At 61.0% G+C, this 13,797-nt stretch carries 16 protein-coding genes and 1 pseudogene; 12 read left to right on the top strand and 5 right to left on the bottom strand.

All coding sequences use genetic code 11. The features are described 5' to 3' along the window. Positions 1 to 62: 62 nt before the first annotated feature. Positions 63 to 500 carry a pseudoazurin gene (locus AC0L24_RS21605; protein ID WP_127809164.1) on the bottom strand — a complete coding sequence of 146 codons (438 nt, stop codon included), beginning with the start codon at positions 498 to 500 and terminating at the stop codon, positions 63 to 65. A gap of 146 nt (positions 501 to 646) precedes the next feature. Here AC0L24_RS21605 and AC0L24_RS21600 point away from each other — a divergent pair, with 146 nt between their 5' ends. Next, on the top strand, positions 647 to 1,348 hold the full coding sequence (locus AC0L24_RS21600) for a Crp/Fnr family transcriptional regulator (RefSeq protein WP_127809163.1): 702 nt from the start codon (positions 647 to 649) through the stop codon (positions 1,346 to 1,348). A gap of 3 nt (positions 1,349 to 1,351) precedes the next feature. Here the strand turns inward: AC0L24_RS21600 and AC0L24_RS21595 are convergent, their stop codons facing one another. Next, positions 1,352 to 1,567 carry a DUF1858 domain-containing protein gene (locus AC0L24_RS21595; protein WP_127398770.1) on the bottom strand — a complete coding sequence of 72 codons (216 nt, stop codon included), beginning with the start codon at positions 1,565 to 1,567 and terminating at the stop codon, positions 1,352 to 1,354. Between the two features lie 147 nt (positions 1,568 to 1,714). On the opposite strand from AC0L24_RS21595, the gene AC0L24_RS21590 reads away from it, so the two are divergent. Next, positions 1,715 to 2,413, top strand: a complete 699-nt coding sequence (locus AC0L24_RS21590; protein WP_127809162.1) for a CBS domain-containing protein — start codon at positions 1,715 to 1,717, stop codon at positions 2,411 to 2,413. 57 nt (positions 2,414 to 2,470) lie between these two features. On the opposite strand, the gene AC0L24_RS21585 is transcribed toward AC0L24_RS21590, so the two are convergent. Continuing rightward, positions 2,471 to 2,740, bottom strand: a complete 270-nt coding sequence (locus AC0L24_RS21585) for a DUF6455 family protein (protein WP_127809161.1) — start codon at positions 2,738 to 2,740, stop codon at positions 2,471 to 2,473. Between the two features lie 159 nt (positions 2,741 to 2,899). Further along, a complete protein-coding gene (locus tag AC0L24_RS21580; RefSeq protein ID WP_127809160.1) occupies positions 2,900 to 3,712 on the bottom strand; it encodes a universal stress protein in 813 nt (270 codons plus the stop codon). 231 nt (positions 3,713 to 3,943) lie between these two features. On the opposite strand from AC0L24_RS21580, the gene AC0L24_RS21575 reads away from it, so the two are divergent. From AC0L24_RS21575 to adh, 10 genes and pseudogenes are all read left to right on the top strand, one after another. Continuing rightward, positions 3,944 to 5,458 (top strand): PAS domain-containing sensor histidine kinase, encoded by a 1,515-nt coding sequence (locus tag AC0L24_RS21575; protein WP_245481896.1) that lies wholly within the window; start codon positions 3,944 to 3,946, stop codon positions 5,456 to 5,458. Beyond that, complete coding sequence (gene fixJ / locus AC0L24_RS21570) at positions 5,445 to 6,059, top strand: response regulator FixJ (RefSeq protein WP_127809158.1); 615 nt, start codon at positions 5,445 to 5,447, stop codon at positions 6,057 to 6,059. The genes AC0L24_RS21575 and fixJ overlap by 14 nt, the downstream gene beginning before the upstream one ends. 146 nt (positions 6,060 to 6,205) lie before the next feature. Next, entirely contained in the window at positions 6,206 to 6,436 is a 231-nt protein-coding gene (locus AC0L24_RS21565) for a hypothetical protein (protein WP_164873785.1), read from the top strand. Positions 6,437 to 6,452: 16 nt separating this feature from the next. Beyond that, positions 6,453 to 6,899, top strand: a complete 447-nt coding sequence (locus tag AC0L24_RS21560; protein WP_127397235.1) for a pyridoxamine 5'-phosphate oxidase family protein — start codon at positions 6,453 to 6,455, stop codon at positions 6,897 to 6,899. Between the two features lie 143 nt (positions 6,900 to 7,042). Next, the gene (trxC, locus tag AC0L24_RS21555) at positions 7,043 to 7,492 is read left to right on the top strand and encodes a thioredoxin TrxC (protein ID WP_127397237.1); all 450 of its coding nucleotides are present in this window, start codon (positions 7,043 to 7,045) and stop codon (positions 7,490 to 7,492) included. Positions 7,493 to 7,504: 12 nt separating this feature from the next. After that, positions 7,505 to 8,765: pseudogene (locus AC0L24_RS21550) on the top strand (MgtC/SapB family protein). 83 nt (positions 8,766 to 8,848) lie between these two features. Next, entirely contained in the window at positions 8,849 to 9,004 is a 156-nt protein-coding gene (locus AC0L24_RS21545) for a hypothetical protein (protein ID WP_164873688.1), read from the top strand. Positions 9,005 to 9,156: 152 nt separating this feature from the next. Next, positions 9,157 to 9,804, top strand: coding sequence for a helix-turn-helix domain-containing protein (locus tag AC0L24_RS21540; protein WP_127809156.1), 648 nt, complete (start codon positions 9,157 to 9,159; stop codon positions 9,802 to 9,804). 168 nt (positions 9,805 to 9,972) lie between these two features. Then, positions 9,973 to 10,929: a helix-turn-helix domain-containing protein gene (locus tag AC0L24_RS21535; RefSeq protein WP_473564139.1), complete on the top strand. Its 957-nt coding sequence runs from the start codon at positions 9,973 to 9,975 to the stop codon at positions 10,927 to 10,929. Between the two features lie 141 nt (positions 10,930 to 11,070). After that, complete coding sequence (gene adh / locus AC0L24_RS21530; RefSeq protein ID WP_473564138.1) at positions 11,071 to 12,588, top strand: aldehyde dehydrogenase; 1,518 nt, start codon at positions 11,071 to 11,073, stop codon at positions 12,586 to 12,588. 91 nt (positions 12,589 to 12,679) lie between these two features. Here adh and AC0L24_RS21525 read toward each other — a convergent pair whose 3' ends face one another. Then, positions 12,680 to 13,576, bottom strand: coding sequence for a 5'-3' exonuclease (locus AC0L24_RS21525; protein ID WP_127809153.1), 897 nt, complete (start codon positions 13,574 to 13,576; stop codon positions 12,680 to 12,682). Positions 13,577 to 13,797 lie beyond the last annotated feature (221 nt).

Here is a 13,797-nt window from a genome sequence, read left to right as displayed (position 1 = left end):
CCTCGGTCCGTCCGGCCCTCGCCTGCCCTTCATGCGGCAGGCATGGCTGTATCGATTGCCGGTCAGTTGGCCGGGACCTGGCTGAACAGGTCCTCGAACACCGTCTTTGCCTTCCCTGCATGTTTGACCGTCTTGGCTGCGTCGAGGTTGACCGGCTTTCCGACAACGATCAGGGCGACCATGCCCATGCCGTAGTGAGGCGCGCATTTGACGCCGTACACACCTTCCTGGGTCAGTGTGACAGTGATCTCCTCGTTGGGTTTTCCCTTGAAAGCTTCAGCGCCGTCCGGAAGCATGCCCTTGACCGACTCCGCGTCATGGCTCTTGTCGGTCGGCACGAACTTGACGGTGTCGCCAGGGGCTGCCTTGACGAAGGCCGGCTGGAAAACCATGGCGCCTTTTTCACCCTTGTTGAGCATCTGCACCACATGCTCTTCCGCGCTTGCACCGCCGGCGAGCGCGAGGATGGAGATTGCGGCGGCGAGGATGGAGAGTTTCATCGATTTGTCCTTTGTTTCGGCTTCGCGGCATTGCGCCGTTCCATGCCATTTAGCCTGATGCGGCCGGCGACAATTTGCGCTGGCGCAAACTCAGGGTAAGAAAGGTGTCCCGCAGATTGGTGCGGAAGGGCTGTGAGGAAATTCGCTTGGTTGCGCTGGACCGATCGCTGATATCGCGGCTGCCGCTCTTCCAAGGGCTGGCGCCTGAAGAGCAAAGCGAGATTCTCACAAGCGCTCGATCGTCACGCTATGCCAAGGACGCAACGATCTTCGAGCAGGAGGCCGAGGCCCATTCCTTCTTCGTGTTGATCGCCGGTCACATCCGGGTGGTCCGCACCACGCCGGATGGACAGCAGGTCATCGCCAGATACATCAGCGAAGGCGAGATCTTTGGCGTCGCCGCGGCACTTGGCCGGACGGCCTACCCCGCCAGTGCTGTCGCGGCGGTGGATTGCGTGGTGCTGGCCTGGCCCAACGCTCTTTGGCCGGAGTTGGCGCGTCGGTTCCCGGTGTTTGGAGCAACCACCTACAGGACGGTTGGAAGCAGGCTGCAGGAGACCCAGACGCGCGTGGTGGAGATGTCGACGGAACAGGTGGAGCAGCGGGTTGCGCATGCGCTGCTGCGATTGGCAAACCAGACCGGCCGAAAGACCGATAGCGGCGTCGAAATCGACTTTCCGATCTCGAGACAGGACATCGCCGAGATGACCGGGACGACGCTGCACACGGTCAGCCGGCTGCTGAGCCGGTGGGAAGACGATGGAATAATTGTCAGCGGACGCCAGAAAGTCACGGTCAAGGATGCGCATCGCCTTGTGGTTCTCGCGGAGAACCGGGACAAGCGCTGATCCTCACCGTTCTCCTCGAACGGCCGCTTCGAGTTCGCCCAGAAAGTCGCCCTCATCGATCCGATGTTCCCGGCAGGCTTCAGCCACGGTATGGAATGTGCCGATCGGACAGCCGACGCACAGCATCTTGTATCTCAGCACCACAGCCACCGTTGCCGGCCATTTCCTCATGATTTCGTCAACGACCATGTCTGGGTCGATCGAACTGCGCTGTTCCATGATCAGGTCTCCGCGTTTTGCGAAGCCTCTTCATAAATCGCGTTCGGACCGCTCTCGTTGCGCTTTCGCAATCTGAAATGATTCAGATCAAGACGCGGCGTGCGCGATCTCGATAAGCAACGGGATAAAGTATTTGAGGAGGTTGGCATGCAAGCCAAAGCCATAATGACCACACCGGTCGTTGCAATAGATCCGTCTGCCTCGATCGTCGAAGCGGCCGGATTGATGCTCTCCAGCAAGATCAGCGGGCTTCCCGTCATTCGCAGCGACGGCGCGCTGGTGGGCATTATCAGCGAGGGTGATTTCCTGCGGCGCGGAGAGCTGGGCACTCAGCGCAAGCGCCCACGCTGGCTGGAGGTTCTTGTCAGCCCGGGAAGAGTTGCCGAAGAATATGTCCTGGCCAACGGACGGCGGGTCGAGGACGTGATGACCGACAGCGTTGTCACGGCATCCCCCAATGCATCGCTTGCCGAGGTCGTCGAGTTGATGTCGCATCACTGCATCAAACGCGTCCCGATCGTCGACGGCGACAAAATTGTTGGAATGATTGCCCGCTCCGATCTTCTTCGTGCGCTGCTTCACACGCAGCCAGCCTCGACCCCGACGGCCATTGACGACGAAGGGATACGCCAGAGCATCGTCGCGCAGCTTGCAGCGCAGAAGTGGGCTGGAAATGATCTGATCAATGTCAGTGTCGACAAAGGGATCGTAAAACTGAGCGGCGCCATCTTCGACGAACGCGAGCGCCGGGCAGCCATCGTCGCGGCCGAAAACGTCGCCGGCGTCAAAGGCGTTGAGGACAATCTATTTTGCGCCGAGCCGTTGTCCGTTATCCTGGTCTCGTAGCCAAGGGCTACCACCACCATTTTCCCAAGGCGAACTGCGTGCGTAGCCGCTCGACGACTAACGCTGGCCGGCCGCATGCTGCAGTCGTGCGATCAGGTCGCGGTTGCGACAATAATCTGGCGGAGCATCGGCTTGCTCGTGTTGATCGAGCCAAGTCGAGCACTCGTCCTGATGGCCGCAGGATCGGCAGCGGTTCGCCGCACGATCGGTGACTGCTGCATGGTCCGCCACCACTTTCAACTGCCTGTCGACACCAAGCTTGCGCATCATGCGACCCATCAACGCGACCCTGGCGTCGACTGAAATCAGGTAATCGAGAAAGCTCATCTTGGTCACTCCTGCCTTCTGAGACTCATAGCCATGCAGGCAGCCGACGACTTGATCTCGATCAACAGACGGAGCCGTCGCCAGGCCAAGGCGGCGAAAGGGGTAGAGTGAAGTTCCTGGACCCACCGCCGCGTACTCGACTGCTGAGACGTCGACCCATCAATACGACATGAAGCGGTTGATGCCGCTTTCCTCAATCAGCGAGCGCGTGACCCCGCCGAACGCCCATTCCCGCAGACGGCTGTGCCCATAGGCACCCGAGACGATCAGGTCCGCATGGATCGACCGCGCAAATATCAGCAACTGATCGCCGTCAGCCTCGCCGGCAATCAGTTCGGTTCGTGCCATGATGCCGTGATGTTCCAGAAAAACCGCGATATCGGCGAGACTGTCGCGGATGCTCTCGTCGCGGTCCGTATCGATTGTGGCAACGACGACTTCGTTGGCCTTGGCCAGAAGGGGCAACGCATCTGCTATCGCCCGCCGTGCTTCCCTCGTGTCTTTCCAGGCAACCAGCACGGTTTTCGCCATGACATGTTCGACATTGCTCGCAGCGACCAGGACCGGCCGGCCAATACCAAGTACCAGGCTGCCGACGTCCATTGCACGAAAGACATTTTCCCCTTTCTCGCTGCCGGTGACAATAAGATCGGCGGATCGAGCCGAAATGCTCAGGAAGCGGGTTGGACTGCAAACAGCTTGCCCCCATTCGCTAAAGATCGAAGCAGGAACCAGCCTCTCGAATTCGGCTCGCAGTTCGGCAAGCCGCTTTTCGATTTCCGTGCGCTGGATCTGCATGATCTCGCCTTCGTAGACCATACCGTCGCCAGTCGCGACCAATGGTGGGACATCTGCAGCCGCCAGACCGATGAGACGGGCGCCAAACCGTTCCGCGAGCTCGATCCCCACCTTCACTATGGGCATGGGGGAAGCATCTACCGCGAGGTTCACGATAATCGACTTGTAGGACATTGCAGGCGCCTTTCGCTGGAACCGTCGAATGCGTGATGAATTGCATTCGACAGCTCACGAGGCCTTGATGCACGTCAAGGAACCCGCCAATTGCATCCGGAGGCGAAAACGTCGGCCTCGATCCGTTTTGCGTGTACGGAGAGAAGTGATAGTTAGCCTCTCTTGTAGGCGTATCGAATCCAGGGATCTCAGGTGAGCCAAGACGAAGCGCCTATTTTGTCGGCCGGCGGGATGACGCTTAAGACAGTCTTGTCGCAAATGTTCGGACAGGCTCCGAGCTTCATGGCTCTCATGAGTGAGCCAAATCATGTCTTCGAACTGACCAATACTGCCTACCAACGGCTTATCGGCGACAGGCAAGTGATTGGAAAGTCGGTGCGCGACGCCCTTCCCGAACTCGAAGGCCAAGGCTTCTACGAACTACTGGACCAGGTCTATGAAACGGGTGAACCGTACAGGGGACGGGCCGTGAAAGTCGCGCTTCGCAAGGGCGACGAACCTGCCGAAGAGCGCATTCTCGATTTCGTCTATCAGCCCATCAAGGCCGATGACGGCCGCATCACAGCTATCTTTGTCGAAGGCACCGACGTCAGCGAGCTTTCCTTCGCAAACGCCGCTCTTCAATTGCGCGAAGATCATTTGCGATCGATCCTGGCGACTGTGCCGGATGCAATGGTCGTCATCGACGAACAAGGCCGGATCCAATCCTTCAGCACCGCTGCCGAAACGCTGTTCGGCTACCAGTCAGGCGAAGTCATCGGTCAAAACGTGAAAATGCTGATGCCCTCGCCCTACCGCGACGAGCATGACGCCTATCTCCTTCGCTACCTAACAACGGGAGAGCGCCGGATCATCGGGCTCGGCCGCACCGTGACCGGGGCACGCAAGGATGGCACGACTTTCCCGATGGAGCTTTCCGTTGGCGAGATGCATCCGGGGACCGGACGTTTTTTTACCGGCTTCTGCCGCGACTTGACGGAACGCCACCGCGCAGAAGCAAGAATCCAGGAGCAGCAGCAGGAGCTGCTGCACATGGCGCGGTTCACCGCACTCGGCGAGATGGCCTCGACGCTTGCTCATGAGATCAACCAGCCGCTCACCGCCATCACGAATTACCTCAAAGGCAGTCGTCGGCTGCTTGAGAAGAGCCGCGACGAGAATGCGCCCATGCTTCGGGATGCCGTGGAAAAGGCAGCTGAGCAGGCCTTGCGGGCAGGCGACGTGATCCGTCACCTGAGGGATTTTGTAGCCAGGGGCGAAAGCGAGCGCCAAGTCGAACGACTGCCAATGCTGATCGAAGAAGCCGCATCCCTAGCCTTGGTTGGTGCAAGAGAGATAAATCTCCTCGTCAGCTACAAGCTTGACCCAGTCGCCGAACTGGTCTTGACCGACCGCATCCAGATTCAGCAGGTTTTGCTCAACCTGATGCGCAATGCGGTGGAGGCTATGCAGGACTCGCCGCGCCGCGAATTGAAAGTCACAACAATTGCCCGGGATGATGGGATGGCCGAGGTAAGCGTGATCGATACCGGCCCGGGTCTCGCGCCGGAAGTCTCGGCTCAACTCTTCCAGCCGTTTGTAACCACCAAGAAGCAAGGCATGGGTGTCGGTCTCTCTATTTGCCGCACCATCGTGGAATCGCACGGTGGTCACATATGGGCCGAGGCGATGCCGAGCGGCGGGACCGCCTTCCGATTCACCTTGCGCATTGTGGAGAAGGAAGAGGTCACAAATGGCCGGCAGTGATCTGGTGCACGTGGTTGACGACGACATGGACGTGCGCAAGTCGCTCGGTTTTCTTCTGGCGACCGCAGATTTTGCAGTACGCCTGCACGAATCGGCCACAGCTTTTCTCTCGACGGCAAAGGTCGACCTCGACGGCTGCATCGTCACCGACGTGCGCATGCCGGGAATAGACGGCATCGAGTTCCTGCGCCAACTCAGAATGCGCTCCCATAAGCTCCCGGTGATCGTCATGACGGGCCACGCGGATGTGGCTCTGGCCGTTCAGGCAATGAAGGAAGGCGCTTCCGATTTCATTGAAAAACCGTTCGACGACCAGGTCTTGATCGACGCGATCCGCTCCGCGTTGGCCAACCGCAACCAGGCGAATACAACGCATCCGCAATCCGTTGAAATCCACGGGCGCCTGGCCTCACTTTCGGAGCGGGAGCGCCAGGTTCTGGATGGGCTCGTGTCGGGTCTGCCGAATAAGACGATCGCCTATGACCTGGGTATCAGTCCGCGCACCGTCGAGATTCATCGTGCCAATGTCATGAGCAAGATGGCCGCGGGCAGCCTGTCGCATCTCGTGCGCATGGCGTTGATCGTGGAATCCAAACCCTAGCAAGCGTCCCCGAGAGACTTGCCGTCGTCTGTCGGCACTGTCTTCGACAGCCAGTGCCGCCAATGGGTCGGGCGGATATCGACGCGCACGCCAGTCCCTGCGTGCTTCCAACCCTGCCGGCCTTTTATACAGGGAAATACGAGCGCATGTTCGCCGTCCTCGTCGAAGACGGCGAGTTCGAGTTCGCGACCAAACGGAGCGCTGAGGATCGGCTTCCACATCTCCCCATGATTGGGGGAAGCGGCAAGCAGCGCCTTGATTTAAATCATTTTCCGAAATTGCCGCTTATGCCGCAGCGGGCGAGCGGCAAGCCTGCCTTGATCGCGATCAATGACATCCCCGGCGGCTGGGCCAACAGTCTGTGGGACGATCAATAGACTCAGGAGATCACACATGCTGATCCGCACATTATCCGCTCTGGAATGCACGAAATTGCTGACCGCCAATCGTGTCGGTCATCTGGCATGCGCGAAGGATGGGCAGCCCTACGTGGTGCCGGTGCACTATGCGCACGCCGACAATCATCTCTACGCGTTTTCCATGCCCGGCAAGAAGATCGACTGGATGCGTGCCAATCCGCTGGTGTCCGTCCAGGTCGACGAACACGGTGAAGGACGGGGATGGAGAAGTGTTGTTGTCGACGGGCGGTTTGAGGAACTGCCGGACCGGATCGGCCACAAGCTCGAGCGCGACCATGCATGGTCGGTGTTGAGCAAGCATTCTGATTGGTGGGAGCCCGGTGCCCTCAAGCCGGTGGTGCCTCCGGTTGCGGAAAGCACGCCGCACGTGTTCTTCCGGATCCTGATCACGCAGGTGTCAGGTCGGAAGGCAAGCGAGTGAACTCTTCCACTCGCTCGGTTTCGCAAAGCACGGACCTCCAGCAGGCTGAGCTGTCCTAACCGTGTTGCCTGTCGCGCCAAGATTGGAGGTGCGAGGCACTTGGCGAGGGAGATCCCCGCGCAGATAAGATGTTATCAAGGGCCATGGCGCAGGAAAACCTGGTGGTTTGCAGCACGTGCGGCGGGGTTAACCGACTGCCGCCGGGGCGCAATGCCGGGGGCGCGAAATGCGGAAAGTGCGGGAAACGGCTGTTCTCAGGTCACCCTGAAGACGTCAACGGTCGGGTTTTCGATCACCAGATCACGCGTAGCAGCATCCCCGTTGTCGTCGATATCTGGGCACCATGGTGCGGCCCGTGCAAGATGATGGCGCCGGCATATGAGGCGGCAACGAACGAACTGGAGCCGGATGTTCGCCTGATTAAGCTCAATTCCGACAATGAGCAGGCCGTTTCAGCCAGGCTCGGCATCCGCAGCATCCCGACCATGATCCTCTTCCATGGCGGACGTGAGGTCGCGCGCACATCCGGCGCCATGACAGCGGGGCAGATCGTCAGATGGGTTCGCGACCACCTGCCGATGGCCACCGCCTGAAAGTAGCAAACCATGGATTCGCTGATCGCACGGCTCGGACTTGCACTGGCAATAGGCCTGCTCGTCGGATTGGAGCGCGGCTGGCGGGAGCGCGATGCGCCGGATCGCAGCCGGACGGCCGGAATTCGAACTTTCGGCATATCCGGCCTGCTCGGTGGCATTCTCGCGGCACTGGCCGAGGCGCTCGGCGCGGTTTCCGTGCTGGTAGGTGGCCTCGTCGCCTTCGCCGCAATCTTTGCCTGGTACAAGGCGCGTGAGGCTGCCCATGACAAGGATTTTCAGCGTTACGGGAGTCATAGCGGCCCTTGGCGTGTTCGCACTCGGCGCGCTTGCGGTCGCTGGTGACTTCCGGGCCGCTTCTGCCGGAGGAGCAGCATTGGCGGCGGTCCTTGCCAGTCGCGAAATCCTGCACGGCCTCTTGAAGAGCCTGACCTGGATCGAGCTTCGTTCGGCGCTGATCCTGGCGGTGATGACCGCAATCGTTTTACCCCTGCTGCCAAACCGGACGCTCGACCCGTGGGGTGGCTTCAACCCGTGGGAGGTCTGGTTCCTCACGGTGCTGATGGCGTCGATATCGTTCGCTGGCTATGTCGCCATTCGCGTACTTGGGACCACGCGTGGGTTGCTCGTCAGCTCGCTCACCGGCGCCATCGTCTCTTCAACCGCCGTAACCGTGGCGCTGGCCCGCAACGCCGCGCCGGCAAGCAATCCATCGCCGCTTGCAGGCGCAGCTTCGCTGGCGGCGATGGTTTCGTTGCTACGCGTCTGCGCCGTGGTTCTGATCATCGAGCCGAGCGTGTTCGTTTCGGTCGGCATTCCGGCGATCGCCGCAGCACTCTCCTTTGCTGTTTTCGGAGCATTGCTCATGGCCCGGGATAGCGGAGACCGCGAGGGCGGGGCGATCGCGCGCAATCCATTCGAACTAGGCCCGTTGCTGCTCTTCGCTGTGCTCTTTGCGATTGTCGCGACCTCGAGCGCCGCGTTGGCTGCTCAATTCGGCGAACGCGGCTTGCTCGCGAGCTCGGCGCTCGCAGGCACATTCGATGTCGATGTTTCGGTGCTCAGTGCTTTGCGCCTGGTCAAGCATTCGGTCCCTGTCGAGACAGTGGGCCAGGCGGTGCTCGCGGCGCTGGCAGCAAACGCGGTCGGCCGCCTGTCGCTGGCAGTATTTGCCGGCCCGGTCAGGTTCTGGTTGCCGCTGGCCGGCGCAACCCTGATCGCCGCGACCGCCGGTGCTTGCGCGATGCTGCTGCTGCCGAGCCCGAGCCTCTGAGACAGACCCTCGTGCCTTCTTCGATGCCAATCCAAGGCCAAGTCCTGCCGGCGCTTTATGACACTCCATCAAAGGAGTTCGCCATGGCAGATCTGAAGGATATTACCCCGAAATTCCGCAATGTCCGGCTGTTGCTTGCTCGCGAGAAAGACCACCCGGAAGGTAACCGCAAAGAGGGCTATGACGCGCCCGCTCCATTGACCGGCGACGGCCGAATCGACGCAGACAAGTGGAAATAGCAGAGGGCGTAACCGGGCGCGCACCTTCGCGATCAACGCTCCAGTGCCACCTGGGGCGGGCATCTAGGTAGTTTCCCGTAGGGACATAACCGAATTTCGCGACCCGCGGATTCGCGCGATTGCTGTGTCACGGATCAACCGGGAAAACAGCCATGCACGCCTACACCGCCTCCAGAATTTCGCTGCCGTCACGGACTGCCCAGCCCAACCTGCCGGAGGCTTTCGAGCCCGCACTGTTGCAACCACTCAGCTTCTATCCCGCAGGCGCGGAAATCTACGCCCAGGGCGAGAAGGCCGGAGCCTTCTACCAGGTGGAGTTCGGCGCCGTCCGCGTCTACCGCCTGCTTGCTGACGGGCGCCGGCAGATCAGTGCCTTTCACCTCGCCGGAGAGACGTTCGGCTTCGAGGCCGACACGACGCACCATTTCTTTGCTGAGGCGATCAATTCCACCGGGGTCCGCGTCTTCCGCCTGACGGCTGGAGCGGATATGTCCCATCAGTTGCTGCCCCTGGCGCTCAAGGGGTTGACCAGAGCGCAGGAACACCTTCTGGTGCTCGGTCGCCAGAGCGCCATAGAACGCGTCGCCGCGTTCCTCGTCGACATAGCGGAGCGCCAGGGCGGATTGCGGCAGGTGGAACTACCAATGTCGCGCATGGACATCGGCGATTATCTCGGCCTCACCATCGAGACGGTATCGCGGATCTTCACCCGGCTGAAGGACAAGGGCGTCATCCGCCTGCTCAGCCTGCGCAGCATCGAAATCGTCAGGCATGATGCGCTTCATGCGATGAGCGAATGAGCTGCGCTCCGACTCCTGGATGGTTCTAGCACTTCAGACCAATTGACAGCGGGGCACCAAGAGCAAGATAGCAGCGCGGAGGACAATATTTTTTGCCGCTGGAAGACTGAGGAAACAGCGGGCAAGTCTATCGGCGTTCAGGCTTCGGGAGGAAGGATGGACCGGCACATGGCCACATTGCATGCGAGCCGTGTTCAAGCATCGATCGCATCGGATACCGCTGCAAAATCGGCGCTGGTCGCTTCGTGGCGGCGCTCGGCCTCGTTGCACAGGCTTGATCCTGCAGGCCAGAAGTCACCCCGGCGGTTGACGGACATCGAATTGAGCGTCGCCCGGCAGAAGGTCGAGCCTCTGCTCGCTGCCGCCCAGTCCAGTCTCGACAGGCTCTATCTTGCCGTCGGCGGTGTCGGCTGCTGCGTGTTGCTGGCTGATCGCGATGGTGTCCCGGTCGATCGCCGTGGCGCACCGGTCGACGACGAGACCTTTCATTCCTGGGGCCTGTGGACCGGCTCGGTGTGGAGTGAACACAGCGAGGGCACCAACGGCATCGGAACGTGCCTGGTTGAGCAGCGCGCACTCACCATCCACCGTGATCAGCATTTCTTCACCCGCAACACGCTGCTCAGTTGCACCACGGCACCAGTCTACGATCATTTAGGCAACCTTTGCGCCGCGCTCGACGTGTCGTCCTGCCGGGCCGACCTGACAGAGGGCTTCGTCAATCTCATCGCCATGGCTGTCAATGAGGCCGCCCGACGTATCGAAGCCAACAATTTCCGTATGGCGTTTCCGAAAGCGCGCATCCTGCTGGCACCGGTCGCCGACAGGAGCACGGGCGCGTTGGTGGCGGTCGATGCCGACGACCTTGTGGTCGGGGCGACCCGCGCAGCGCGGCTGGCGCTTGGCATCACGCAGGATTGCCTGGCCAAGCCATTGCCCGCCGCCGACCTCCTGGGCGACGCGCCGGCGGCATCGGAAGACTTGACGGAAGCCGAGCGTTCCGCGATCCAGCGCGCGCTTGCCCGGTCAGAAGGCAACGTTTCCGCAGCCGCGCAAAACCTCGGCATCTCTCGCGCCACACTGCATCGCAAACTCGCCCGGTTCGGCATCCGCCGCCCACATTGATGTTCGCGCCCCGACCTGTCGCAGTTTTGCGACAGGTCGGCCTGGTCCGGCGCCCGGACGGGGCTGACATTGCGGCATCCATCCCGCAACGCTTTCAACCGGAACGTCCGCATCCAGCGGCGTCGCCTTCGGGAGGAAGACATGAACAAGGTAGAATTTTCGCGCGCGGTCAAGGTCCCCTTTGCCAAGCGCTATGGCAACTTCATCGGCGGCAAATGGGCCGAGCCTCGCGCCGGCCGGTACTTTGACAATCATTCGCCGGTGAACGGCCAGCTGTTGTGCGAGGTCGCTCGTTCCGACGTGGCCGATGTCGAAGCCGCGCTCGATGCCGCGCATGCCGCCAAGGACGCCTGGGGCCGCACCAGCGTTGCCGAACGTGCGCTGATCCTCAACCGCATCGCCGACCGCATGGAGGACAATCTGGACCTCCTCGCCCTCGCCGAGACTTGGGACAATGGCAAGCCGATCCGCGAAACGACCGCCGCTGACGTGCCGCTCGCCGTCGATCATTTCCGCTATTTCGCCGGCGCACTGCGCAGCCAGGAGGGCAGCCTCTCCCAGATCGACGACGACACCGTTGCCTATCACTTTCACGAGCCTCTTGGCGTGGTTGGCCAGATCATTCCCTGGAACTTCCCGCTGCTGATGGCGTGCTGGAAGCTGGCGCCCGCGATTGCCGCCGGCAACTGCGTCGTGCTGAAGCCGGCCGAGCAGACGCCGGCCTCGATCCTGCTCTGGGCCGATCTGATCGGCGATCTTCTGCCGCCAGGGGTCTTGAACATCGTCAACGGCTTCGGCCTTGAAGCCGGCAAGCCGCTGGCGTCGTCACCGCGCATCGCCAAGATTGCCTTCACTGGTGAGACGAGTACCGGCCGGCTGATCATGCAATATGCCGGCCAGAACCTTATTCCGGTAACCCTCGAACTCGGCGGCAAGTCACCCAACATCTTCTTCCAGGATGTGCTCGCGGAAGATGACGACTTCTTCGACAAGGCGGTCGAGGGTTTCGTCATGTTCGCGTTCAACCAGGGTGAGGTCTGCACCTGCCCGAGCCGTGCACTGATCCACGAGTCGATCTATGACCGCTTCATGGAGACGGCGCTGAAGCGCGTGCAGGCGATTGTGCAGGGTGATCCGCTCGATCCGGCCACCATGCTCGGCGCGCAGGCGTCCTCGGAGCAGCTCGATAAGATCCTGAGCTACTTCGACATCGGCCGTCAGGAAGGCGCCGAGGTGCTGACCGGCGGCGGCCGCGCCGAACTTCCGGGCGACCTTGCCGGCGGCTATTACGTCCAGCCGACCGTGTTCAAGGGCCACAACAAGATGCGCGTGTTCCAGGAGGAAATCTTTGGACCGGTGGTCTCGGTCACCACCTTCAAGGATGACGAAGAGGCGCTGTCGATCGCCAACGACACCCTCTACGGCCTCGGCGCCGGCATCTGGAGCCGCGACGCAAATCGCTGCTACCGCTTCGGCCGCGCCATCCAGGCGGGCCGCGTCTGGACCAACTGCTATCATGCCTATCCGGCGCACGCCGCGTTCGGCGGTTACAAGCAGTCCGGCATTGGCCGCGAGACCCACAAGATGATGCTCGACCACTATCAGCAGACCAAGAATATGCTGGTCAGCTACAGCCCGAAGAAACTCGGCTTCTTCTGATCACTCCGGCGGCGCCGTCACAGCAGCGAGGTCCGTCTGGACCGCGCTGCTGTGCAGGTCTTCTTTAGCGTTGTGCCGGACGGTCGCAGGTCTAGGAGGCCTCTCGGCCACCCCATCGCAAAAACGGAGATGGAAGAGAAGGAGAACTTTCGTGTGCAGTTATTGTACACGGGCTCTTATAACTATTTGATTTGAGGAGCCGGGTATCAGTTAGCTGGGACACGTAGGTCCCGAACGCATCGGTCGAGCCGTGCCAGCGCAGCTCTTCGACGTTGTCGAACAGCTGAGCGTCGATGCGCAGCGTCGCGAGATTTTTGAACAAAAGCGCGAGCTCTCTACGCTTGCCGAGGGCTTCGGGCGGAAAGCTTTCAAGAGGGCCGTAGCGGCCAAGCAGCCGGGCGGCCGAGACCTGGCCGATGCCTTGGAGGCCAGGGTAGCCATCGGCGGTATCGCCAACGAGCGCGAGGAAATCGGGAATCAGGGCCGGCTCAACTCCGAACTTCTCGCGTACGCCGGCCGCATCGCGAATTTTCTGGGTCCTGCGGTCTACCTGGACCACATGGTCACCGCGCACACACTGCGCAAGATCTTTGTCCGGCGTCCAGATGCAAACCTTCTGCACGCGCTCATCGGCTGCCGCGCTGTGTGCCGCGGAGGCCAGCGCGTCGTCGGCTTCCAGCTCGATCATCGGCCATACCGCCACTCCCATTGCCGCCAGCGCCTCCTCAAGGGGGTGAAACTGCGCCAGCAATGCCGGCTCGATGCCATCCCCGGTCTTGTAACCGGGCCAGAGCTGATTTCTGAACGATTCAATTACATGGTCGGTAGCCACCCCAATGTGTGTGGCGCCATTCTCGATCATCTCCAGCACTGTGTTGAGCACGCCCACGACTGCGCCAAACGGCTTGTCTTGCCCGTTGTTGAACCTGCGTTGGCCATAGAAGTGGCGAAACAGTTCGTATGTGCCGTCTACTACATGAACGATCATCGCGGTCCTCAAGTAACAGCATCGGCCCGTTCTGCCAAAGCTAAACCCACAGTTGGCCTTCTCCAAAAACAGCGCGGCTTCCGGCAGCCTCCAACCCTCGGACGTGCAGATAGGCCTCAGTGCCGTCCAACATTCACAGCGGGGGCAATGGACAGGATTTGGATCGCTTTCTCTTCGGAAGGGGCTTCCGAGCCACTTTCAGCGGCTGCGGCGGAAGCCGC

It is taken from the genome of Mesorhizobium sp. WSM4809 (genome assembly GCF_055811655.1).
The sequence above is the reverse complement of the archived record's forward strand: the minus strand, read 5'-3'. Positions and strand labels throughout refer to the sequence as shown.